This is a genomic window from Erwinia sp. ErVv1 (assembly GCF_900068895.1).
GTDB lineage: Bacteria > Pseudomonadota > Gammaproteobacteria > Enterobacterales > Enterobacteriaceae > Erwinia.
Genome location: NZ_CDPK01000013.1, coordinates 106,524 through 132,050, shown reverse-complemented (window position 1 = coordinate 132,050; position 25,527 = coordinate 106,524). Strand labels below are relative to the sequence as shown.

The 25,527-nt window shown below is 57.0% G+C and carries 14 protein-coding genes and 1 pseudogene; 6 read left to right on the top strand and 9 right to left on the bottom strand.

Annotated features, from left to right (window positions below; translation table 11 throughout):
- Positions 1-116: 116 nt before the first annotated feature.
- Complete coding sequence (gene ptsP, locus A1830_RS16945) at positions 117-2,363, bottom strand: phosphoenolpyruvate--protein phosphotransferase (protein WP_067709002.1); 2,247 nt, start codon at positions 2,361-2,363, stop codon at positions 117-119.
- Between the two features lie 12 nt (positions 2,364-2,375).
- Entirely contained in the window at positions 2,376-2,900 is a 525-nt protein-coding gene (gene rppH, locus A1830_RS16940; RefSeq protein WP_067709000.1) for an RNA pyrophosphohydrolase, read from the bottom strand.
- A gap of 687 nt (positions 2,901-3,587) precedes the next feature.
- On the opposite strand from rppH, the gene mutH reads away from it, so the two are divergent.
- The 4 genes from mutH to A1830_RS16920 all read left to right on the top strand — a co-directional run bounded on the left by mutH (position 3,588) and on the right by A1830_RS16920 (position 6,638).
- Positions 3,588-4,274, top strand: a complete 687-nt coding sequence (gene mutH, locus A1830_RS16935; RefSeq protein ID WP_067708998.1) for a DNA mismatch repair endonuclease MutH — start codon at positions 3,588-3,590, stop codon at positions 4,272-4,274.
- A gap of 58 nt (positions 4,275-4,332) precedes the next feature.
- The gene (locus A1830_RS16930) at positions 4,333-5,043 is read left to right on the top strand and encodes a TerC family protein (RefSeq protein WP_067708996.1); all 711 of its coding nucleotides are present in this window, start codon (positions 4,333-4,335) and stop codon (positions 5,041-5,043) included.
- 153 nt (positions 5,044-5,196) lie between these two features.
- Positions 5,197-5,412, top strand: a complete 216-nt coding sequence (locus tag A1830_RS16925; RefSeq protein WP_067708991.1) for a YgdI/YgdR family lipoprotein — start codon at positions 5,197-5,199, stop codon at positions 5,410-5,412.
- A 185-nt stretch (positions 5,413-5,597) separates the two neighbouring features.
- Positions 5,598-6,638 carry an NADP(H)-dependent aldo-keto reductase gene (locus tag A1830_RS16920; protein WP_067708989.1) on the top strand — a complete coding sequence of 347 codons (1,041 nt, stop codon included), beginning with the start codon at positions 5,598-5,600 and terminating at the stop codon, positions 6,636-6,638.
- A gap of 54 nt (positions 6,639-6,692) precedes the next feature.
- On the opposite strand, the gene lplT is transcribed toward A1830_RS16920, so the two are convergent.
- The 7 genes from lplT to A1830_RS16885 form a co-directional block, all read right to left on the bottom strand.
- Positions 6,693-7,907, bottom strand: a complete 1,215-nt coding sequence (gene lplT, locus A1830_RS16915) for a lysophospholipid transporter LplT (RefSeq protein WP_067708983.1) — start codon at positions 7,905-7,907, stop codon at positions 6,693-6,695.
- A complete protein-coding gene (gene aas / locus A1830_RS16910) occupies positions 7,900-10,059 on the bottom strand; it encodes a bifunctional acyl-ACP--phospholipid O-acyltransferase/long-chain-fatty-acid--ACP ligase (RefSeq protein WP_067708981.1) in 2,160 nt (719 codons plus the stop codon). The genes lplT and aas overlap by 8 nt, the downstream gene beginning before the upstream one ends.
- A 156-nt stretch (positions 10,060-10,215) precedes the next feature.
- Positions 10,216-10,641: a nucleoside triphosphatase NudI gene (gene nudI / locus A1830_RS16905; RefSeq protein WP_067708979.1), complete on the bottom strand. Its 426-nt coding sequence runs from the start codon at positions 10,639-10,641 to the stop codon at positions 10,216-10,218.
- Between the two features lie 189 nt (positions 10,642-10,830).
- A complete protein-coding gene (locus tag A1830_RS16900) occupies positions 10,831-12,216 on the bottom strand; it encodes an efflux transporter outer membrane subunit (RefSeq protein WP_067708977.1) in 1,386 nt (461 codons plus the stop codon).
- Between the two features lie 8 nt (positions 12,217-12,224).
- Positions 12,225-15,323 carry a multidrug efflux RND transporter permease subunit gene (locus A1830_RS16895; RefSeq protein WP_067708975.1) on the bottom strand — a complete coding sequence of 1,033 codons (3,099 nt, stop codon included), beginning with the start codon at positions 15,321-15,323 and terminating at the stop codon, positions 12,225-12,227.
- The gene (locus tag A1830_RS16890) at positions 15,320-18,502 is read right to left on the bottom strand and encodes an efflux RND transporter permease subunit (RefSeq protein WP_067708973.1); all 3,183 of its coding nucleotides are present in this window, start codon (positions 18,500-18,502) and stop codon (positions 15,320-15,322) included. The genes A1830_RS16895 and A1830_RS16890 overlap by 4 nt, the downstream gene beginning before the upstream one ends.
- Entirely contained in the window at positions 18,499-19,818 is a 1,320-nt protein-coding gene (locus A1830_RS16885) for an MdtA/MuxA family multidrug efflux RND transporter periplasmic adaptor subunit (protein WP_082804201.1), read from the bottom strand. The genes A1830_RS16890 and A1830_RS16885 overlap by 4 nt, the downstream gene beginning before the upstream one ends.
- Before the next feature lie 505 nt (positions 19,819-20,323).
- On the opposite strand from A1830_RS16885, the gene A1830_RS23465 reads away from it, so the two are divergent.
- Together A1830_RS23465 and A1830_RS23020 are read left to right on the top strand one after the other, a co-directional pair.
- Positions 20,324-20,716, top strand: a complete 393-nt coding sequence (locus A1830_RS23465; RefSeq protein WP_067708971.1) for a hypothetical protein — start codon at positions 20,324-20,326, stop codon at positions 20,714-20,716.
- A gap of 101 nt (positions 20,717-20,817) precedes the next feature.
- Positions 20,818-25,443: pseudogene (locus tag A1830_RS23020) on the top strand (Ig-like domain-containing protein); the annotation flags it as partial.
- Between the last annotated feature and the right edge of the window lie 84 nt (positions 25,444-25,527).

Below are 25,527 nucleotides of genomic sequence, written 5' to 3'. Positions count from 1 at the left end.
AGCCGCTGGCCTCAAAGCACGTCGCCGGGACTTTTATGCAGACTTCTGCGAGCCAGCTCGTACCCGCCTTACCACAACGGGTTTACGCTGCTTTACTGCTGCCGGTGGACAGCGCCCTAACGACCGCCACGGATCAGGCCGCCAAGGCCGCCTCGCTCCATAAAAGCGGAGACAAGGTGACGGACATCAGCCGCCGTCGTGGCCTTCAGGCTTTGCCCGGCCAGCCTGCGGGCCTGCTCCAGGTCGATATGATTCAGCAGATATTTCACCCGCGCCACGTTGCGGCCGTTCATGCTGAGGTGATGATAGCCCAGCCCCACCAGCAGCGTGACGCTCATCGGGTCGCCCGCCATTTCACCACACAGGCAGAGCTCGAGCCCCGCCCGTTCGCACTCCGTCGCGATAGTCTGTAAGGCCCGTAAAACCGCTGGATGCAGGCTGTCATACAGGCTGGCTACCCGCGTGTTGTTACGATCGACCGCCAGCAGATACTGCGTGAGATCGTTGGTCCCCACCGAGACAAAATCAACGCGCTGCGCCAGATGCCCGATCATAAAGATCATTGAGGGAACCTCAATCATCACGCCAATACGCGGCACCGGGATAGCGTATCCCAGCATCTCTTCCACCTCACGCGCGGCGCGGTCGATCAGTCGCCTGGCCTCGTCGATTTCATCAATGCTGGTGATCATCGGCAGCAGAATACTGAGGTTATCGCTGGCGACGTTGGCCCGCAGCATTGCCCGGACCTGCACGAGGAAAATTTCCGGCTGATCCAGCGTCAGGCGGATCCCCCGCCAGCCCAGGCAGGGGTTCTCTTCGCTGATCGGCATATAAGGGAGCTGCTTATCGGCTCCGATATCCAGGGTGCGCAGCGTTACCGGCTTACTCAGAAACAGCTGTAGCATGCCCTGGTACTGCGCCACCTGCTCCTCCTCCGAGGGGAAACCGTTTTGCAGCATAAAGGGAATTTCAGTGCGGTACAGCCCGACGCCATCCACCCAGCTGCCAAGCGACTTTTCATGCTCGGCACTCAGACCCGCATTAAGCATCACCTTCACCCGTTCGCCACTTTTTAGCAGGGCCGGCCGCTCAACCACGTCTTCTGCCAGCTTGCTCAGCTCGTTCTCTTCACTGATAAGCCGCTGGTATTCCTGCACCAGTACCGGTTCCGGATCCACCAGCAGCTCGCCGCGATAGCCATCGACGATCAGCAGCCTGCCATTCAGCAGTTCAGGCTGGATATCAGCGCCCATCACCGTTGGGATCCCCATGGCGCGGACCATAATGGCCGCGTGGGAATTGGATGCGCCATCCCTGACCACTACGCCAGCCAGCCTGTCGTGCGGCAGCTCGGCCAGCGTGGTCGCGGTCAGCTCATCAGCCACCAGCACAAAGCGCTCAGGCCAGGTATTGGTGCCCTGAATGGTATCATCAAGGTGAAAGACCAGCCGCTGCCCCAGCACGCGCAGATCGCCCGCGCGTTCGCGCAGATAGCTATCCTGCAGGCTGGCAAACTGGGCAGCGAATTTTTCGATGACCTTTTTAACCGCCCATTCAGCCACCGATCCAGCGTCGATCTCAGCAAAGAGATCCTTTTTCAGGCGGGCATCACTCAGCAGGTGCGAGTAAAGATCAAAGATCGCCGCGCTCTCTTTGTGCACCCCCGCCGTGAAGCGTTTACTGTAGCGACGGAATTCAGCTGAAGCCTCATCCATCGCCAGCGACAGCCGCTCACGTTCGCGTTGCGCATCCAGCGTAGAGGCGGCAAAGATGTTATCCAGCGAGGGCTGCGTACTGTCCACCCACCCTTCGGCCACGGCGACGCCGGGTGATGCGGCCAGCGCTTTTATGCGGGTTTGTCGGTATTGCCCAAACAGCGCGTTAAGCTGCGACTGCGAAAGAATCGCCGCCATCTGCGTGGCGAGCGTGACCAGAAACGACTCTTCGCTCTCGTCAAACTGTCGGTGCTCACGCTGCTGGACCACCAGCACGCCGAGCAGCTGGCGACGGCTGATGATGGGGACGCCAAGAAACGAGCGAAAGCGCTCTTCTTTTACGGAAGGAACATATTTAAAGCTGGGGTGGCTCTGCGCATCTGCCAGGTTAATCGGCTCGGCCAGCCGTCCTACCAGCCCGACGATCCCTTCGTCAAAGGCCAGCGCAACCGTACGACCACGCGGTTTTTTCAGCCCGCGGGTAGCCATCAGGTAATAGCAGCGGCGGTCATGATCGGCAAGATAAACCGAACAGACCTCGATATCCATCGCCAGAGAGATTTCGTTGACCAGAATATCGAGCGCCTCGGTAAGCCGTGGGGCGCCCGCAACTTTTTCAACTATTTCGCGTAGCTGTGTGAGCATAATCCGGGTGGCCTAACCTCTCTTCCGTCGATAGAGCGCATTTCGCTGTACGGGGATCTCCTGTAACGGCATGACCACGCCGGAAAACTCCTTCATCACCCGGCGGTAGACGTCGCGTTTAAAAGAGACAACCTGGCGAACCGGATACCAGAAGCTGACCCACCGCCAGCCGTCGAACTCCGGCGTGCTGCTGGTCTGCATGTTGATGTCCGCGTCATTGCACATAAGCTGCAGTAGAAACCATTTCTGTTTCTGGCCGATACACACCGGCTTTGTGTCCCAACGCACCAAACGTTTTGGCAATTTGTATCGTAACCAGTTTCGGGTTGAGGCAAGAATACGAACATCCTTACGATGAAGGCCAACCTCCTCGAAGAGTTCGCGGTACATGGCCTGTTCCGCCGTCTCGCCAGGGTTGATCCCCCCCTGCGGGAACTGCCAGGAGTGCTGACCATAACGCCTGGCCCACAGCACCTGTCCCTGTCTGTTACAAATTACGATACCAACATTCGGGCGGTAGCCATCATCATCGATCACTGGACTACCTCAAACTAAAACTCGGATGTTCTGATTGTTTCATACTCCTTACAGGCGGTAAACCACTGCTTTACACCCTGAATAGCGGCCTGATAAGGGATAACTCAGACCGCTCAACAAAGTTATAAACAGAAATCGTCGATTTTGACCGATCTTATTCACCTTTTCTGTGGATAGCTTTGTGCAGAACTCATTTACCGTTTGGGGAAAACTTTCTGAAGCCCTTTACAGCCGTCTCGCTGTAATGACATTAACCCCTTATCGTGCATAGGATTTATCTGCATGTCACGGTGATTTCGGGGAGGATCAAACTGCGCACAGCTTAGAAAGATCCTTAGCTGGTGAAAGATCGAGCACTGGAGTTTTTATCCACAGGTTATGCTGGTATCCCAGGCATAAATTGACTGAAATATGGCAAAAGTGCCGCCGTCAAGGCTGTAAATCGAAACAGTGTTAAGGTAAATCATGAGTTATCCCATTTTTCTGTGGATAACAGGGGGTGAGATCCTGTTCATTGTGGCCGACAACCGGGGCATAAGATCCTGCCGTGCTGAGGTTCTCCCCTTTTGCAAAGATAAAAAAGCATGGTTTATCATGCTATTATTATTGTTTTCCGCAGCCCGGGAACAAACTTTTACTGCGGCAGAAAAGAGTGCTGTTTTTTTGAACAATAACCGGGAGTTATTCATGTCCCCTGATTTCATCCCCCTGCCCCCGCCGGAAAATGAAGACCTGCTCCTCGAACGCGCCAGCAGTCTGGCGGGCTATACGCTGGGTGAACTGGCGCAAAGGGCCGGCCTTCCCATACCGCAGAATTTGAAAAAAGATAAGGGCTGGGTGGGGATGCTGCTGGAAATCTATCTGGGTGCCAGCGCGGGCAGTAAACCCCAGCAGGATTTTCCGGAGATTGGCGTAGAGCTAAAAACGATCCCCATTGATGCGCGGGGCCGTCCGCTGGAGACCACGTTTGTTTGTGTCGCTCCCCTTACCGGCAATAGCGGCGTGGTGTGGCAAACCAGCCATGTGCGTCATAAGCTGGCGAGAGTGCTGTGGGTGCCGGTTGAAGGCGAGCGCGCCATACCGCTGGCGCAGCGCCGGGTTGGTGCACCGCTGCTGTGGAGCCCGGACCGGGAAGAAGAAGCTCAGCTCCGGCGAGACTGGGAAGAGCTGATGGATATGATTGTACTGGGTCAGGTTGAACGGATTACCGCCCGGCACGGCGAGGTATTGCAGATCCGCCCTAAGGCCGCCAACAGTAAGGCGCTTACCGAAGGCATTGGTGAAAACGGTCAACCGATTGCGACTCTGCCTCGTGGTTTTTATCTGAAGAAAAACTTCACGGCTTCTCTGCTGGCCCGCCATTTTTTGCTTTAGCTTAGCGTACTGATGCGTATACTCCTCGTTTAACTTTCGTTTAGGATAAGACGCCTGTATGTTTGAATGGATTGCAGACCCGAACGCCTGGCTGGCACTGGGTACGCTGACGATTCTGGAGATCGTCCTCGGCATTGATAATATTATTTTCCTCACCCTGGTTGTGGCTAAGCTTCCGAAAAACCAACAAAATGCCGCGCGCCGCACCGGTTTAGCGGGCGCAATGCTAATGCGCCTTGCCCTGCTCGCCTCCATCGCCTGGATTACGCGCCTGACGACGCCGCTATTTACCCTGGTGGAACACCCTTTTTCCGCACGCGATCTGATCCTCTTCTCGGGTGGACTCTTTTTGCTGTGGAAATCCGGTAAAGAGATCTACGACACCATTCAAGGCAGTGACGAAACGCATGAAACCCAGGTTAACTCTTTTATGGGTGCCATCGTACAGATCGTGCTGCTGGATATTATTTTCAGCCTGGACTCGGTCATCACGGCGGTAGGATTGTCGGATCACCTGATTATAATGATGGCGGCGGTGGTTATTGCGGTGGGCGTGATGATGTTTGCTGCGAAATCTATTGGTGAATTTGTTGAGCGGTATCCTTCGATTAAAATCCTGGCGCTGGCCTTCCTTATTTTAGTGGGCTTCACCCTGATCCTCGAAAGCGTTGAGTTGCATGTGCCAAAAGGCTATATCTATTTCGCGATGTTTTTCTCGATGGTCGTGGAGTGCCTCAACCTGCTGCGCGCTAACCGGCGCACAGCCTGAATTCAACGGGTTAGGCCGGGCTGCCACGGAGATTTTAGCCAAAAAGTCAATGGCGGCCCGTGCTCATTACGCATTTTCAGAGTGATACGGTTACCTTTTACCGTTTTATGCGCTATTACTACTGCTCCAGTCACAGGCTTACGGGAGCGGAGAATGAAATATATGTTTGGCGCGGCGGCGCTGATGCTGGCCTTGCTGGTTAGCGGGTGCAGCAGCGATTACGTGATGGCAACCAGGGATGGCAAGATGATTATGACCCAGGGTAAGCCTGAGATTGATAAAGAGACCGGACTGGTGAAATATACCGATCGATCCGGCCACGAATTACAAATCAACGGTGACGACGTTTCCTCCATCGTTGAGCGATAAGTTTATTACCGCCACCTGTATTCCTTCGCCGGTGGCGCGAGAAACATTTCCCGACTAATCCCCCCTTCCCCCTGCTGCGCCCGACGGTTATAGTCAGGTGCCGGATCGTAACGCGCAGCGTTGTGTCAGCATCCGCAGCGCGATGTTCAGGTTCAGCTTTTAATAATGAAAAAGGAAGCCGGCAAATGCACTATCACCGTATCCCCCACAGCAGCCTGGAAGTCAGTTCTCTGGGGCTGGGCACCATGACGTTTGGTGAGCAAAATAGCGAAGCCGATGCGCACGCGCAGCTCGATTTAGCCGTACAGTCCGGTATTAACCTGATTGATACCGCCGAGATGTATCCGGTGCCGCCGCGCCCTGAAACTCAGGGATTAACCGAAAAATATATTGGCAGCTGGCTGAAGGCGCGCGGTAACCGCGACAGGATCGTACTGGCTTCCAAGGTGGCCGGCCCGGTTCGCGGTGCCGATGCCTCTATCCGACCACAGCAGGCGCTGGATCGTAAGAATATCCGCGAAGCGCTGGATGCCAGCCTCAAACGTCTCAACACCGATTATCTCGATCTTTATCAGCTGCACTGGCCCCAGCGCCAGACCAATTTCTTTGGCAAGCTGAACTATGAATACAGTGATAATACGGCGCCCGTGACGCTGCTTGAGACGCTTGAAGCCCTCAATGAGCAGGTCCGCGCAGGCAAAATTCGCTATATCGGCGTCTCGAATGAAACGCCCTGGGGCGTGATGCGCTATTTGCAGCTGGCTGAAAAGCACGAGCTGCCGCGCATTGTCAGCATCCAGAACCCCTACAGCCTGCTAAACCGCAGCTTTGAACTGGGCCTGGCGGAAATCAGCCAGCACGAAGGGGTAGAGCTGCTGGCTTACTCGAGCCTGGCCTTTGGTACGCTGAGTGGAAAATACCTCAACGGTGCGAAACCCGCGGGCGCGCGTAATACCCTGTTCAGCCGTTTTACGCGCTACAGTGGCGAGCAGGCAGAGCTGGCGATTGCAGAATATGTCGCGCTGGCTAATAAACATGGCCTGGATCCCGCTAAAATGGCGCTGGCTTTTGTCCGCCAGCAGCCGTTCGTGGCCAGTACCCTGCTGGGCGCGACCACGCTGGAGCAGCTACAGATCAATATTGACAGCTATGCGCTGACGCTGGATGAAGAAGTATTAGAGGGGCTGGAAGCGATTCACCGTCGTTACACCTACCCGGCGCCGTAAGCCGGCCCGGGTGGCAAAGCGAGACGGGTGACGCAGGCGCGTCACCCGATAAGATTACAGGTCAGGCGTGCTGGCCTTTTTTTGCGCCAGATGCCAGCCCCACAGCACCGCCATCGACAGAGCAAACAGCGCACCGAAACCTACGCCGGTGGCAACCGGCGGCGCACCCAGCTTTATCGCCAGCGTATAGAGCGCCAGCATAAGCAGCATGGCGCTGTTTTCACCGAGATTCTGCACCGCAATCGCATTGCCTGCGCCCACGCTGGCCTTGCCGCGCATTTGCAGCAGCGCGTTAAGCGGCACGACAAAGAACCCACCCAGCACGCCTATCAGGATCAGCAGCAGGTAGGCTCCCACCTCTGCATGCTGCAGTGAGAAAAACACCACCGCCACGCCGATCAGTACGCCCGCCGGCATGCAGCGCCCTACCGTCTTCAGCGTGACCAGCTTTGCCGCCGCCGCAGCACCAAACACAATCCCGATTGCCACCATGGCGTTCAGCAGCGTAGGCGTTTTATTGTCGGTGATGCCCAGTGCCACAGGTACCCACAGCACTAACAGAAAGCGCAGCGTAACGCCCGCGCCCCAGAACAGGCTGGTGCCCACCAGCGAGAAGCGTGTTTCGCCGTCGCGCCACAGCGCCCGGCAGGCGCTGAAAAAGGAGGCAGACATTTTACCCGGATGCCACGGCTGGCCGGGACGCGCCACCGCCAGTTTGGGGATCATGACGTTGGCCGCCACGGCCAGTCCATAAGCCACCACGCAGGCCAGCAGCGCCGCAATCAGGTGCCAGTCCGCCAGTACGCCTCCGGCAATGGAACCCAGCAGAATAGCGGCAATGGTCGATGACTCCATCAGGCCATTGGCTTTTACCAGCGTCTCGCCGTTGGTCAGCTCGCCCAGGATGCCGTACTTGGCTGGGGAGTAGGCCGCCGCGCCCACGCCAACCAGGCTGTAGCCGATAAAGGGGTTAAAGCCGAAGCAGATAACCAGTGCGCCCAGCAGCTTGAGGGCGTTGGCAAACATCATTACCCGCCCTTTGGCAAAGCTGTCTGCCACCTGCCCGACAAAAGGCGCGAGGAGGATGTAGGTCGCCACAAATACCATCTGTAATACCGGCTGGCTCCAGTCGGGATAGACCTGCTGCTTAAGCACCGCCAGGGTGGCAAACAGCAGGGCGTTATCGCCGAATGCCGACAGAAACTGCGCGGCAATTACTGCCAGCATTCCCCGGGAAAACAGCCCCTCGCTGCGGGTGCCGTCACTCATCGCGACTCTCCACCTGTTCAGCCATGCCGCGTAGCGTAACAAAATCCGGCTTGCCGCTGCCGAGCACGGGCAGCTGCTTCAGGTAGCGGATATCGCGAGGAACCGCCAGTTCAGGACTGCCCAGTTCGCGGGCCGCACGTTGCAGCTGCTCCCGGCTCAGTTCCGCATCGGTGGTAAACAGCACCAGTGCCTCACCGCGGCTGCCATCCGGTCGCAGCGAAGCGGCATGCTGTTTTTCTGCCGAGGCTTTCAGCGCTATCTGTTCAACCATTTCCAGCGAAACCATCTCCCCGGCGATTTTAGCAAAGCGTTTAACCCTGCCCTGGATCTGACAAAAGCCATGATCGTCAAAGCTGACGATATCGCCGGTGTCATACCAGCCTGGCTCCATCTTCCCTTCTCCGTTATCGGCCTGCGGTGCTTCCAGTACCCCGGGCGCCTCCACCCGCAGATAGCCCTTCATAATGTTCGGGCCGCGCAGCTGAAGCAGACCGCCCTGCTCAATGCCCGGCACGGCGATCAGGCGCGAGTCCATCCCTGGCAGAATACGGCCAACGGTGTGATTTTTGGCGGCCATCGGCACGTTGATAGCAACCACCGGCGCACATTCCGTTACGCCATAACCCTCCAGAATGCGGATGCCAAACTTGTCCATCCACGTCTGACGCGTCGCCTCCTGCAATTTTTCAGCACCGGCCACCACGTAGCGCAGGCGGGCAAAATCGTAGGGATTGGCGAAGCGGGCATAGTTGCCAAGGAAGGTTGAGGTGCCGAACAGGACGGTACAGTTCCGGTCATAAACCAGCTCCGGCACGATACGGTAGTGTAGCGGACTGGGGTAAAGAAAGACCTGCGCACCGGTCATCAGCGGCGTGAATAACCCTACCGTCAGGCCAAAGGCATGAAACAGCGGCAGGGCCGACATAAACCTGTCGCGCGGGGTGAAATCCGCCACGGTGCGGATCTGTTCGACGTTCGCCAGCAGGCTCTTATGCGAATGCACCACGCCTTTCGGATTGCCTTCGGAGCCGGAGGTAAACAGCACCATCGCCGCGTCCTCTGGCTGCTGTTTAACTGCGGCGAGGCGTGGCATCAGCAGATGTCCAAGGATCCACAGCTTATCCTGGGTGGTGACCGTATCCTTCAGATCTTCCAGGAAGATCCAGCGTGCCTGCGTGACCTGTTCAGGCAGATGCCACAGCTTGCCCTTATCAAGGAACTGCCGTGAAGTGAAGACGGTTTTCACCCCTGATGCTTTCAGGGCGCTGCTGAGCCCGTTTACACCGGCGGTATAGTTCAGCATCGCCGGTATGCGGCCGCGCATTGACGCGCCTAAAATTGCCGCCGCCGCCACCGTCGCGTTGGGGAGCAGCAGGCCGATATATTCTCCCGGTGCGCTGTAGCGCTCCAGTATGCGCCCCACGCCGAGTGACTTTTTCAGCAGCCCGGTGTAGCTGTCTGGCGTGAAGTTAACGTCTTCAATGCAGGGTTTAAACAGACCGTATCGCGTACGAGCGGCAAGGAAGGCTTCATACAGCGTCTCGCGCGGACGGACCGCCATGCGGGCTTCCATCATGATGTGCTGGAGATGCTCGCCCGCCAGCTTGCGGCGATCCCGCGCCCTGGGTGCCTCCGGCATCGGAATATGGGTGGCCGGTAGCAGCGTCAGGCTGATGCGCGGGAACAGACGGCGCTTAAAGACTCCCGCGAGGCGGCCAAAGGGGGTGAACTCGGCCCCTTCAATGCGCAGGGGGACCAGGGTCGCCTGGGTTTTTGCGGCTACAAAACCCGCACCCTCGTAAATTTTCATCAGCGAGCCGGTCACCGTGATGCGCCCTTCGGGGAAGATCACCACGGGCCGCCCCTGATTGATGGTTTTCACCAGCTGTTTGACCGACATCGGCTTAGTCGGATCCATCGGGACGAAATCGATAAATTTACGCAGCGCGCGCATATACCACTGTTCGCTGACCGAGGAGTAGACGGCAAAAACGGGTTTTACCGGCAGAAAAACAGCCAGCAGAATGCCATCCAGAAAAGACATATGGTTAGGAACGATCAGAACTTTTTCTTTATATAGACCCGACGTATCGCCGCTTAAGTGCGTGCGGAAGCAGAGTCTGAACAGCAGGCGGAAAAAAGTGAACAACATGCCAACTCCTTAGCATAAAAAAGTTGGCTACAACCATGCAGGATATAGCGGAACAACTCAATGCAGGTTAAGGAGAAATCTGCAATTTTGCGAGTAATGCTGTGAACAGAAAGGCCACCTTCCCCTGGTAAGGCAGTGTAAACCCGACAGGCTGCGCTAAATCAGCCCTTTCTGGGTAAAGGTAACCCGTGTGGCCTCATTGAGATCCATCTCTTTTATCTTCGCAGGCGATGCCCAGGCGATCTCCTGAAACTCCTCATTGAAGATAATATTCCGGTTGGCGCTGATACAGTCGAAGATCAGGTAAATCATGTAGAGCTCTTCGCGGGTGCCGTCTGCGTAGGTTTTGCAGCGGGTGTCATCGCGAAACGTCCAGGGCCTCACATCTGTTATCTCCAGCGCTTCACCCAGCTCTTCCCGGATCTCTCGTCTGAGGGCAGCATCAATGGTTTCACCCGGCTCCATTCCCCCGCCACAGAGGGCCCACTGCCCCGGGAAGACTCCCCGATCGGCGGCCATCCTGCACAGCAGGTACTCCCCTTCATTCTCAATAATCGGGCAGACAATGATTCTCTGACGCATATTCGCTCCTCAGCCTGTTTTTATGGCGGCGCACATAAACTTTATAGCTGACTTGTCTATATACTCTTTGTGGTCGGGCATTATTGTTTTAAAACAATTAATAACCGGACTGCCAATTTGCTGAGGCGCGATCGCTTCACGCCCTGTGTCAGGATTTACCTTCCTCCTCTTCATTCAGACCGTCCGGCACTACGGGCTTGTCCCCTGCCAGCCGCCGCCCAGCGCGGCAATCAGCTGTACGCTGGCTACCCACTGCGTGCTTTGCAGCGACAGCAGGCTCTGCTGCTGGCTGAGGCTGGTGTTTTCGGTGGTGGCAACGTCCAGATAATCGATCATGCCCGCCTGATACTGATTGCGCGTAACCCGGGCAGACTCCTTCGCCGCGTCGCTGGCGCGCTGCTGCGCCTGCACCTCGTCCTGGAGCGTATTCAGCTCAACCAGATAGTTTTCAACCTCCTGGAAGCCCTGTAAAACCGCCTGGCGATAGCTGGCGACATCCGCATCCCAGGCGGCTTTCGCCTGTTCAACCCGGGAGGAGGTGGCGCCGAAGTCCAGCAGCGTACCGCTCAGCTCCGGCCCCAGCGACCAGACGCGATTCGGCAGCGACAGCAGATGCTGAAAGGTGCTGCTGGAAAAGCCGCCGCTGGCGCTCAGGGTCAGGTCGGGATAGTAGCCCGCGATTGCCACGCCAACCGCGGCGTTCGCGGCGGCGACGTTGCGTTCGGCATAGGCGATATCGGGACGTCGCTGTAGCAGCTCCGAGGGGATGGCGGAGGGAATAGCGGGCAGCGTCGCCGTAAGCGGTGCCGCCGGCAGGCTGAACGCCGCCGGGGTGGTGCCGATAAGCATGGCGATGGCATGTTCGGTTTGGGCGCGTTGCCAGCTCAGGTCCAGCGCCGATGCCCGGGCGCTTTCAAGCTGGGTTTGCGCCTGAGCCAGCGTCGCCCGTGATTCAGTGCCCGCCTGGTATTTATTGTTGATGACCGTCAGGTAGCGCTGGTAAGCGTCAATACTCTGCTGATAAAGCGCAATCTGGCTGTCCATAATCCGCAGCTGAAAATAGTCCTGCGCCAGCTCTGACTGGGCGCTGAGGGTGATATTCGCCAGCTCCGCCGCGCTGGCCTGCGCACTGGCCTTGTTCTCTTCCAGCGTGCGCCTCAGCTTGCCCCAGATATCCAGCTCCCAGCTGGCGCTGGCTTCCAGAGAGTGACTGTTACTGACGCTGCGCTGCCCACTGCTGGCGCTGGCGCTGCGCGTTGAGCTGCCGGTGCCGGTCACCGAGGGAAAGAGATCGGAACGGGATTCAGACACCAGCGCTTTCGCCTGGCGATACTGCGCTTCGTACTGCGCCACGTTCTGGTTCGAGATGGATACCTGGCGCAGCAGGCCGGAGAGGATCGGGTCATGGTAGACCGACCACCATTCACCCTTGCTTTGCGCGTCCTGCGGCGTGGCCTCTTTCCAGCCCTTCGCCTCTTTATACTGGCTGGGTACATTCGCCGCGGGCCGGTGATAATCAGGCCCCACGGCGCAGCCGCTCAGCAGCAGCGCCACTATTACCGGAGTGAGTTTCATAAATACATTTATTCCGCAGGGCGCAGACGTGCCCACTGTCGCTTAGTGGCACGGCTGGCGCGATCGAGGTAAAGGTACACCACCGGGGTGGTGAACAGGGTTAACAGCTGGCTCAGGGCCAGGCCACCGGCAATAGCCAGCCCCAGCGGGCTGCGCAGATCGGCATCACCGCCGCTGCCGAGCGCCAGCGGGAGTGCACCGAAAAAGGCCGCCAGGGTGGTCATCATAATCGGGCGAAAACGCATCAGGCAGGCCTGAGTGATCGCCTGCTGCGGCGACATCCCCTGATTGCGCTCGGCGGCCAGCGCAAAATCGATCATCATAATGGCGTTCTTTTTCACAATGCCGATCAGCAGCAAAATGCCAATTAGCGCGATGACCGTCAGCTGCGTGTTGGTCAACAGCAGCAGCAGCAGGGCACCCACGCCCGCAGAGGGCAGCGTTGAGAGAATGGTCAGCGGGTGGATATAGCTTTCATACAGCATCCCCAGCACGATATAGACCGCTGCCAGCGCCGCGAGTATCAGCCAGGGCATGGATGCCGAGAGGTCGGCAAAGGCTTTCGCCGTCCCCTGGAAACCGGCCTGGATGTTATCCGGCAGGGCGATATTAATCATCGCCGCTTTTATCAGCGCCTGGGCCTGCTCCAGCGAGACGCCGTCGGCAAGGTTAAAGGCAAGGGTGCTGGTGGCCGACTGCCCCTGATGCGCCACCGACAGCGGCGCATTGGCCCCGCTAAAGCTGGCGAAGGCGGAGAGCGGGATCTGCTGGCCCTTATCATTCACCACGTACAGTTTGTTGAGCATATCCGGATCGCGCGTGTAGGCATCCTGCAACGACATAATCACATGGTACTGATTGAGCGTCTTATACAGGGTGGCGACCTGACGCTGCGAGAAAGCGTTGTTTAACAGCGTATCCAGCATGCTGACATCGACCCCCAGCCGCGTGGCGCGATCGCGGTCGATAGCGATCATCACTTCCTGACCGCCGGTCTGCGAGTCAGAATCCACGCTGGTGAGCTGGGGGATCGCCTCCAGCGCGGCTTTAACCTTAGGCGTCCAGATACGCAGGGTGTCCAGATCGTCTGCCTGCAGGCTGTACTGGTAAGAGGCATTGGCGCTACGACCGCCAATATGGATATCCTGCGCGGCCATCAGAAATAGCTCCACGCCGGGAATGTTGCGGGTTTTGCCGCTCAGCCGGTTCGCCACCTCGGTAGCCGTAGCATTGCGCTTATCGAGATCCTTCAGGCGGACGAAGAAGTTGGCAGTATTGCGCGAACCAAACGCCCCGCTGCCCATGGAAGACATGACCCCGTCCACCGCCGGATCCTGCTGGATCAGTTTGGCGAAGGCCTGGAGTTTTGGCTTCATCGCCTGGAAAGAGACGTTCTGATCGGCCCGCAGCATGCCCATCAGCAGTCCGGTATCCTGATTGGGGAAAAAGCCTTTCTGCACCACGGAGTAGAGAAACAGGTTGAGAATAACGGTCAGGATCAGGCTAAACAGGGTGAGCCGCTGATGGCGCATCACCCAGTTCAGCGCGGTGGCATAGGCGGTCAGCAGCCGGTTAAGCCCACGCTCGATCCACTGAAACAGCGGATGTGGGCGCACGGTAACCTTTGGCTTTTTCTTCAGCAGCCGCGAGCAGAGCATCGGCGTCAGGCTGAGCGAGACCAGCATCGAGATAATCAGCGAAACGGTCAGCGTGACGGCAAACTCACGGAACAGACGTCCCACGATGCTGCCCATCAGCAGGATCGGAATAAACACCGCCACCAGCGACAGCGTCATCGCCAGCACCGTAAAGCTCACTTCATGCGCGCCCTTGATTGCGGCGCGAACCGGGCTCAGCCCCTCTTCGATATAGCGGGTAATGTTCTCCAGTACCACGATAGCATCATCAACCACAAAGCCGGTGGCGATAATCAGCGCCATCAGCGACAGGTTATCCAGGCTGTAGCCCAGCAGATACATCACCGCGCAGGTGCCAATCAGCGACACCGGCAGCGCCAGCGCCGGGATCAGCACCGCCTGTACGTTACGCAGGAAAACAAACACCACGCCGATCACCAGCAGCACCGCCACCAGCAGCGTCTCCTCGGTGTCATAGAGCGAGGCGCGAACGTTTGGCCCGCGATCCAGCACAATTTTAAGCGTCACATCGGCAGGCAGATCCTTTTGCAGCGCCGGGAGCTGGGCTTTGATCGCATCAATGGTTTCCAGCATATTCGCCCCGGCCTGGCGCGTCACCCCAATCATCACCGATGGCGACTGGTTAAAGTAGCCGACGTTGTACTTATCCTCGACGGCATCGTACACCGTCGCCACGTCACGCAGTCGCACCGCCCTGCCATCCTGATAGCTGATGACCAGGTTGGCGTACTGCCGGGCCTTATCGAGCTGACCATTGCTGTCGACCACCCACGACTGCCGGTCGCCCTGCAGGATCCCCTTAGGGAGATTGGTGGTGCTGTTGGCAATGGCTTTGCGTACCGTATCCAGCGACAGGCCAAAATGGGTCAGCTGCTGCGGCTGAAGATCGATGCGCACCGCGGGCAGCGCGCTGCCCATCAGGGAAACGTCACCGACGCCCTGCACCTGGGCGATCTTCTGATCGATTTTGCTGTCGGCAATATCGTACAGCTCCCCGTTTGATCGGGTAGACGAGGTTAATGCCAGCATCACAATGGGCGCATCGGAGGGATTCGCCTTTCGATAGGTCGGCAGCGAAGCCATACTGCTGGGTAGCAGACTGCGGGAGGCGTTGATCGCCGCCTGGACATCCCGCGCCGCGCCGTTAATGTCACGCGACAGCTCGAACTGCAAAATAATGTTGCTTGAGCCCTGTGAACTGCTGGAGGTCATCTCGGTGATCCCGGCGATTTGCCCCAGCGAGCGCTCCAGCGGCGTGGCTACGGTGGCCGCCATCGTCTCCGGGCTGGCCCCCGCCAGTTTGGCACTGACCATAATGGTGGGAAAATCCACCTGCGGCAGCGGCGCGACGGGCAGCAGGCGATAGCCCAGCGCGCCAAGCAGCAGCAACGCCAGGGTCAGCAGCAGCGTCGCCACCGGCCGGAAGATAAACAGGCGGGTGATGTTCATCCGCGATCGACCACTTTGCGTATCCGCCGACGTCCCCGCTCGGCCAGGCGATCAAACCACAGATAGATAACCGGCGTGGAGAACAGCGTCAGGACCTGGCTAAAGATCAGGCCGCCAACGATCACCAGCCCCAGCGGCTGACGGAGTTCAGCGCCGGAACCCGACGACAGCATCAGCGGCAGCGCACCGAGCAGCGCGGCCATGGTGGTCATCAGAATGGGGCGGAAGCGCAGCAGACAGGCCTGATGGATTGCCTCGCGCGGGCTGAGGTGCTGGTGCTTCTCGGCGTCCAGCGCAAAGTCGATCATCATGATCGCATTCTTTTTCACAATGCCGATCAGCAGAATCACCCCGATAAGGGCAATCAGGCTGAATTCGGTTCCCGCCAGCAGCAGCGTCAGCAGCGCCCCCACCGCAGCGGATGGCAGCGTGGACAGAATCGTGACCGGATGAATAAAGCTTTCATAAAGGATGCCGAGCACCACGTACATGGTCATCAGCGCCGCAAGGATCAGCCACAGCGTGTTACTGGTGGCGCTCTGAAACGCCGCCGTTTCGCCCTGATAGCGCAGCGTTATGCTGGACGGCAGCGCCAGGCTGTGGGTGGTTTCAGCGATCGCTTTCTGCGCATCCTCCAGCGAGTAGCCCTTATTGAGGTTGAAGGAGATCGTTACCGCCGGAAACTGATCGATCCGCATATGCACCAGCGACCCGGTGCGCTGATGAATGGTGGCGACAGAGGTCAGCCTGACCATACCATCGGTGCTGCCGGATGACGTCGTACTGTCTGATGAGGTGGAGGTCGAACTGCTGCCCGACGCGCTGCTGCTGGAAGAGGATGTGCTGCTGTTCGATGTCGCCAGCCAGATATCGTTAAGGGAGGCCGGGGACTGCTGAAACTTAGGCGCAACTTCCAGCACCACACGGTACTGATTCGACTGGGTAAAGATGGTGGAAACCAGCCGCTGACCGAAAGCGTTATACAGCGCGGTATCCACGTCGGCGGCGGTAATGCCAAAGCGTGCAGCGGCATCGCGATTCAGTTCAACGTAGGCGACCTGCCCCTGATCCTGTAGATTGCTGACCACCGAGCTGAACGCGGGCTGCTGCTGTAGCGCGGCAACCAGCTTCGGTGACCACTTCACCAGATTTTCACTGTCGGCATCATCCAGCGAGAACTGATACTGATCCGGCGTGACCTGATCGTTAACGGTCAGGTCCTGCGAGGCCTGCATATGCAGCTGGATACCGGGCACGCTGCGGGTCGCCTGCGCCAGCTCGGCTATCACCTTATCGGCGCGTTCATCACGGTTATCAAACGACTTCAGGTTGATCTGTAGCCGTCCGCTGTTAAGGCTGGTGTTGGTGCCGTCAATGCCAATAGTAGAGGTCAGACTGTCTACCGCCGGATTCTTCAGCACGATTTCCGCCAGCTGCTGCTGACGTTTCGCCATTTCACCAAATGAGACATCCTGCGAGGCGACAGTCACGCCCTGAATGAGGCCGGTATCCTGCGAGGGAAAAAAGCCTTTCGGGATGACAAGGTAAAGCAGCGCGGTAAACACCAGCGTGGCCAGTGCGACCAGCAGAGTGAGCCGCTGGTGATTAAGCACAATAGTTAACAGACGATCGTATCCGGCGATCAGACGGTCAAAGAGTTGTCCGCCCTTGCGATAAAAGCGGCTCTGACGCTCCTCCGGGATGTGGCGCAGCAGGAAGGCGCAAAGCATCGGCGTAAGCGTAAGCGAAACGACCATAGATACCAGGATTGAGACCGCGAGGGTAATGGCAAATTCCCGGAACAGCCGCCCCACCACATCGCCCATAAACAGCAGCGGGATCAGGACGGCAATCAGTGAAAAGGTCAGCGAGATGATGGTGAAACCGATTTGCGCCGAACCTTTCAGCGCCGCTTCCATCGGCGTTTCACCCTGCTCCAGCCGCCGGGAAATGTTCTCAACCACCACGATAGCATCATCAATAACAAAGCCGGTGGCGATGGTCAGCGCCATCAGCGAAAGGTTATTCAGGCTGAAGTCGGCCAGATACATTACGCCAAAGGTGCCGACCAGCGACAGCGGCACCGCCACGCTTGGGATAAGGGTGGCCGCCACGTTGCGCAGAAACAGGAAAGTTACCATCACCACCAGCGCAATCGACAGCATCAGCTCAAACTGCACGTCGCTGATTGAGGCGCGAATGGTCTGCGTGCGGTCAGAAAGTACCTGGACTTTGACGCCGTCCGGCAGGGCGGCCTGGAGCGCGGGCAGCTGCGCTTTGATGGCGTCAACCACCGAGATAACGTTGGCTCCTGGCTGGCGCTGGACGCTGATTACAATGGCCGGACGGTTATTTGCCCAGGCAGACTGCCAGGTGTTCTCCGGTGCCTCTTCAATGTGTGCAATATCATGCAGCCTCAGCGCCGCACCGTTCTGCCAGGTGAGGATCAGATTGCCATACTCTTTTGCCGTACGGAGCTGATCGTTAGCGTCAATGGTGACCGAATGATACTGGCCGTCAAAGCCGCCTTTTGAACCGTTTACGTTGCTGTTGCCGATCAGCGTGTTAACGTCTTCCAGCGTCAGGCCGTGCGCCGCCAGCGCGTTGGGATCGACCCTGACCCGAATAGCAGGCTGATGCCCGCCCGCCAGCGTGACCATCCCCACACCTGAAATTTGCGACAGCTTAAGGGCAATGCGCGTATTGACCAGATCCTGCACTTTGATCAGCGGCAGCGTGTCAGAGGTGGCCGCCAGGGTAATGACGGCGGTATCCGCCGGGTTAACCTTTTTATAGGTCGGCGGATTGGGCAGATCGCTGGGCAGCAGGTTATTTGCCGCGTTTATCGCCGCCTGCACCTCCTGCTCGGCTACGTCCAGCGAGAGGTCGAGAGAGAATTTTAGCGTAATCACCGACGAACCGCTGGCGCTGCTGGAGGCCATCTGGCTCAGGCCAGCCATCTCACCCAGCTGACGTTCGAGTGGCGCAGTGACCGAGGACGCCATCACGTCCGGGCTGGCACCGGGATAGAGTGTCGTCACCTGAATGGTGGGATAATCCACCTGCGGCAGCGCAGAGGTAGAGAGATAACGGTAGGCAAAAAGCCCAGAGACCAGCACGCCCACCATCAGCAGAATAGTGGCAACCGGACGTTCTATGAAGATGCGTGAAGGATTCATTTCTCCTTCGCACTCCCGCTGGCGGCCTGGGTATTTTTACCCGGCGATGCCTGAGTCGCGCTGCCACCGGCAGCGTTCATATTATCAACGGGCGCGGCGGGCGCATCGCCAGCGGTATTCATGCCAGCGGCGGTGATAATCGACACCTTGCTGCCGCTGCTGAGGCGGTCGATGCCTTCGGTGACGACGCGATCACCGGCCGCCAGTCCGCTAAGGATCGCCTGCTGCGTGTCCCCCAGCGCGGGCCCGGTTTTGACCGCTTTTCTCGTTACGGTGTTGTCTTTATTGATTAGCCAGACAAAGCTGCCGTCGCTGCTCAGCTGTAGCGCCTGCGCCGGGATCACCACCGCCTGCTTAAGCGTCCCGATCTGTAATCGCAGATTAACAAACTGGTTAGGGTAGAGCGCCTCGTCCTGATTCGCGAATAGCGCTTTCATCTCTACGCTGCCGGTGCTGGTGTCGATCTGATTGCTGATAAAACGCACGTTTCCCTGCGCCAGCTCGGTGCTGCCATCCTGATCGAACGCGGTGGCAGCAAGGCTCTTATCGTTATGCAGCGCCTTTAACAGCGTCGGAATATTATTCTGCGGCACGCTAAAGGTAACGGCGGCTGGCTGCGTCTGGGTAACGGTGACAATGCCGGTGGTGTCCGAGCTGTGAACCATATTACCCGCATCCACCAGTCGCAGGCCCACGCGCCCCGAGATGGGCGAGGTGATGCGTGCAAAATCAATATTTAGCTTTGCCGCCGCAATCTGTGCCTGGTCAGCCTTAATGGCACCGCTGTACTGGCCAACGGTGGCTATCTGGCTGTCCAGATCCTGACGCGAGAGTGAATCCTGCGCAAACAGCTTACGGTAACGGGCCAGCGTCAGCTCTGCACTTTTCAGCAGCGCCTGATTTTGATTAAGATCGCCCTGATACTGGGCCAGCGTCGCCTGGTAGCTGCGCGGGTCAATCTGCGCCAGCAGCTGCCCTGCCTCCACTTTCTGCCCTTCGGTAAAGAACACGTGCATTAGCTGTCCGTCAACCCGACTGGTCACGGTCACTGTCGCATTGGGGACGACCGTGCCCAATGCGGTCAGATAGACGGGCACATCCGCAGTGGTTACGTCACCTGCATGAACGGGTGTGGTCAACCCGCGCCGCATACCTGGCCCACCAGGACCACCCGGTCCCTGCATCTGGGCTTCTCCCCCCTTCGAACCGGCACCGGGCCAGAAATGCCAGGCCAGCAGTGCGATAAGAACAACCAGGATCAGAAAAATAATTTTTCTACGTCGGGATGATGAGGCTTTAATAGTCGTCTGGGTCATGAGGCTCAGTGGAGTCAACCAAAGTAAGGTATTTAACGGCAGCTGCATGCCGCCGCCGATAAGAGGCAGGCCAGGCCGGCCCACTGCCATTATGGGTTATTCATTAGAATAAATTCTATCTTCAACGGGTAAGAATTTCGTAAGGAAGTCTGGCAATGCACTGTTTACCCCCTTTGCCGCTGCGTGACTAAGCGTAGTGGGTAAACGGCGACGCCGCACGCTGACTGGCAGCAGCCCGCCGGATTTCATTTCATCTTTATTTTGCAAAACTTTTCATTATACAACATTTCCAGGGAATGTAATGCATCTTAGCCCTTCCCCCCCTGAAAGGAAATAATGTACTTATAGGTAATGAACGATAAGAACAAACACTTTCCAGTCTCAGAGTATCACCCTGTAGAATGACAGTATCAAAAACAGACACCCCTCTTTAATCGTACATGTCAGCAATGTCGTAATAATAGCAGCGACTTTAATTAATTTCTTTCAACCAGGATGACGAGAAATGATAACCAGGAAAGCATTATTTGTACTTCTTACGTCTGTTTTAGTCACATCATGTAGCAGCGTAGAAACAAAACCCAATACGGTTAAAGCTGAGCTTTCACCTACCAATAAAGTGATTAAAGCAGAAAAAATTGAGGGCAGGCAGTGCGTGGATAATTTCGATCTTCTTAAGAGCCTGAACTATGAGGCCTTTACGATGTATCGTAAACAGTTCGATGCCATCAATGCTTCACACTCCTATTACAAAAAGAATGAAAATCTATTAGAGCAGGATCCACGCGAGCTAATGACGCTGACGCTGAATGACAAACTTAACCTTATTTGCGATCGCGTTAAAAGCCAGACGTTTGTTGAAATAAGAAAAAAGATGCTGGCGGTAAGTAAGATCTGACCGCCAGTTTTTGAGACAATTTACGACAGGATAACACTTTATCTAACAGGTGTTATCCCGTTGTCATTTGGTCCAGTGAGAAGTCACGCCTTATTCATGGAATGAGTAACCGTCATATGGAAATGAACAGATTTTTCAGACCGATAGTTTATTTTGTCATATTTAATCATCTCATGCTGACTGCTGGCATGCCTGCTTATGCTGCCATCACTGCATTTGACTCTCTGGACCAACAGGTTCTGGAACTCAGAAAAGGCGATATCGGGAGCGCTTCCGTTACGCTCGAGGGGGCACCTTCCCTGCCTGACCTGCCTGACGCAAAGGCAGATTCCTCTGCCCAGCCCACCGGAAAAACGGTTAAAATTTATTCAGAAACCGAGACGGAGCCTGCAAAAAAAGGTGATGACTGGTTTTTATCCCCACAGTTCGCCCTGCCAGCAAAAACCGATAAAAAAAGCCCGGCTGAGCCGTCTCATTCAGGCAAGATCCCGGTCGATAACGCCCTGTCAGGCATAGTGAGTTCGCTGCCTTCTTTAGGGGAAACGCAGGCCGATACACCGGCTGAACCAGCCGCCGCCTCTGCCCCTGACGCCACCACGGCAGAACAGGACCCGAGAATGCCTCCCTCACTGACCGGTATCAGGAGCCTGTGGCAGGTTTTAGGCGCTGACAGTCGCGCGCAGGCGGGTATTAATATGATATCAGGCATCGGCAGCGGCCTGGCGGATAATGCACTGCGTGACTGGCTGGGCCAGAGCAGCAACAGCAAATTTCAGTTCAGCAGTAACGGGACAGGCAGTGCAGATATCCTGCTTCCACTGTGGGAGGGTACAAATAATCTGTTATTCAGCCAAATAGGTATCAGACGTAACAGTGAGAGAACAACCTATAATGTCGGCAGCGGCCTGCGTCATTTTATAGACGACGGCTGGATGCTGGGTATTAATGGATTTTGGGATTACGATCTGACGGGCGATAATGCCCGCTTCGGCCTTGGCGTCGAAGGATGGACCGATTATCTTAAGCTTTCAGCTAACGGTTATTTTCGCCTGACACAATGGCATCAGTCCCCCCTGGGTGTAATGGAGGATTATGATGAGCGTCCGGCAAATGGATTCGACGTTAATGCTCAGGCATGGCTGCCCGCTTACCCACAGCTGGGTGGCGCGCTGAAATATGAAAAATACTTTGGTAAAGGCGTTATTCTCAATGACTCGGCCAGTGTATCAGCTTTAAAAGATTCTCCCTCCGCCGTGACCACGGAAATTAATTATACCCCCTTCCCTCTGCTGACGCTGAGTGCGGGTCACAGGGCAGGCACTATCTCAGAAAACTACGCCAATATTGCGGTCAGTTATAGAACCGGCGTGTCATGGCGGGATCAGATCGATCCCAGAACGGTCGGGATCATGCGTAGCCTTGCCGGCAGCCGTTATGATTTTGTAGATCGTAATTACAATATTGTTATGCAATATCGTAAACAGGATCTTATTGCCCTCTCCCTTCCCGCGTCGGTGACCGGTGAAGCGATGACGACGTTATCCATTGATGCCAGCGTCAGAGCTAAATACGGTTTAAAAGATATTCACTGGGAAGCGCCGGAATTAATCAGCGCAGGTGGGAAAATTCAGAAAACCTCGCCAACGTCACTTTCCGTTACCCTTCCAGCCTATTCAGGTGAAGGGAATAACGGCTGGCGGGTCACGGCTGTCGCGACCGATACGCATGGCAATGCCGCCCCACAGCAGGAAACGCTGATAAATGTTATTCGTTCCAGTAATACTATTCATCTAACCCAAATGCCTGCCGGAAGTATTGTCGCCAACGGTATTGATGAAGGAAAGGCTACCGCATTATTAACCGATAAAGCTGGCGCCCCACTCAGTAATATGACGGTGAAATTTACCCTGTCCGGTCCTTCTAAACAGTGCATCATTAATGATGCCGCGACCTGCGAAGCCACGCTTAGCTCCAATAGCGCAGGGGAAGTCTCCATTCGTTTTCGCGGCACGACAGCAGGTAATTATCAGCTTCTGGCCGCAATGGAAAACGGTAACAGCGATAGTAAGACGGTCAGTTTTATTGGCGACGTCACTACCGCGAAGATCGACTCGCTGACGGTGGTCAAAGATAATGCCGTCGCCGATGGGGTTGCTGCGGGTATCCTGCGCGTCACCGTCGTGGATGCCTATAACAACCTTCTGGCTGACCAACCTGTCGCTCTCAGAGCCGATATGAGGCTGGTCCTGCCTGCCAAAAGCGTTACCACCGGCAGCGAGGGTACTGCTGACATCGCCGTCACCAGTACTACCGCCACCTCCGCAGACGTTACTGCCACTCTTGGTACCTCGACCGCGAATGCGACCCTTACCTTTATCGCTGACCGCAGTACGGCACAAATCAATACGCTACAGGTCGTTAATAATAATGCCCTCGCTAACGGCTTCGCCACAGGCTCCCTGCGGGTGATCGTACATGATGCCCACGGCAACTCGGTTGCCGGTCAGGAGGTTGCGCTTCAGGCGGCAAAAGGCCTGAAACTTACCGCAGCCAGCGTCACTACTGGCATTGACGGCAGCGCTATCATCACCGCCACCAGCCGCGTCGCGGCCACAATGAGTGTTACCGCCTCCGTCGGAGCATCGGCGGCCAGCGCAGATCTAACCTTTATGGCTGACAGTAGCACCGCCCAGGTTAGCGCACTGACCGTTCTCAACGACAATGCTATCGCTGATGGTCTCGACACTGTGGATCTCCAGGTTAGCGTGACGGATGCCTGGGGCAACGCCCTTGCCGATCAGGTCGTTACGCCTGACGCCGTCAACGATCTTACCCTGAGCGCCACCCGCGTTATCACAGGCAGTGACGGGCTGGCTACCTTTTCCGTTACCAGTAAGGTGGCAGCCGCTTCGCACGTCAGTGCCAGCCTCGGCGGGACATCGGCCCAGGCTACCGTTCACTTTATTGCTGATGCCCGCACTGCCCGAATAGACTCACTGGAAGTGCTGACCAATAATTCAGTCGCTGACGGTAACATCCGCAACGTGCTGCGCGTCATCGTCAACGACGCGAACGGTAACAGACTTGCCGGACAGAAGGTCGACCTGCGCAGTGATAAGCGTCTGACCCTGGGGGCTGACAGCGTCATTACTGGCAGCGAGGGCAGTGCCATCATCACCGCTACCAGTTTGACTGCAGCAACCTATGAAATCACCGCCTCACTTGCTGATTCCACCGCTAATGCGTCGATCACGTTTATCGCCGACACGCGAACTGCAAGGATCAGTAAGCTGTCGGTCAGCACCGATAATGCTGTCGCCAACGGCACGGCGACCAATACTTTACAGGTGTGGGTTAACGACGCGAAGGGTAACGCGCTCGCTAATATGAAAGTGCAGCTAACCGCGGAGAACGGCGTGAGCCTGAGTAACCGTGTGGTTACCACCGACGTTGACGGCAGAGCCACCTTTACCGCTACCAGTCGTATCGCGTCGGCTTTCACTATTACCGCCAGCCTTGGTGAATCCTCAGAAAATGCCAGGACTACTGTTCACTTTGTCGCCGACAGGAGTACCGCCCGGGTTACAGCCCTGACGGTGACCGCCGATAATGTGGTGGCTGACGGCGTGGCCAAAGCGGCACTGCGCGTTACCGTGCAGGATAAAAATGGCAACCCGGTACCCAACCAGTCTGTCGCACTCAGCGCAGAAACCGGGCTGATACTGCAGGCAACGGGCATCACAACAGGTAGTGACGGTACAGCCACTTTTACCGCCACCAGCATCGTCGCCGCTGGCTTAAACGTGACCGCCAGCATCGGTGAATCAAACCTCAGCGCCAGGGTGAACTTTATCGCCGATGCCACCTCCGCCGAGATCACCGCCCTGGCGGTGACCACCGATAACGTGGTCGCTAACGGTGCGGCTAAGGCTGCCCTAAAAGTCACCGTCAAGGATAAAAATGGTAACCCGCTGGCCGGTCAGAAGGTCAGCCTGAACGCCGATAATACCCTGACACTCAGCGCCGCTACCGTTATAACTGGCAGTGACGGCACGACTACTTTTACCGCCACCAGCACTACCGCGACCACCTCTAACATCAGGGCCACGCTGGGTGAGTCCGTGCGCAACGCTTCCGTGACCTTCATCGGGGACGTCACGACCGCCCAGATTACAGCCCTGATGGTCACCACCGATAACGTGGTCGCTGACGGTGCGGCGAAAGTCGCCCTGCGCGTTACCGTACAGGATAAAAATGGCAACCTGCTGGCCGGTCAGAAGATCAGCCTGAGCGCCGATAAGGCGCTGACGCTCAGCGCTACCACCGTCACCACCGCGAAGGATGGCAACGCTACCTTCACCGCCACCAGTACTACCGCAGCCACCTTCCCTGTCAGGGCCGCGCTCGGTGATTCCGTACGTAACGCGAACGTGTCCTTTATCGGGGACGTCACAACCGCCCAGGTGAGCGCGTTGAAGGTCACCACCGATAACGTGGTTGCCAACGGCACGGCCAAAGCCGCCCTGCGCGTTACCGTGCAGGACAAACACGGCAACCTGCTGGCCGATCAGAAAGTGGCCCTGACCGCCGCTGATAAAGGCGTCACGCTCAGCGCTGCCAGCGTCACCACCGCGAAGGACGGTACCGCCACCTTTACGGCTACCAGCACCACTGCAGCCGTTTACAGCGTTAGCGCCGGGCTGGGGGATTCGTCACAAAGCGCCAGAGTGACCTTTATCGGCGATGTCACGACCGCTCAGGTCAGCGACCTGACGGTCACCACCGATAACGTGGTCGCCAACGGCACGGCC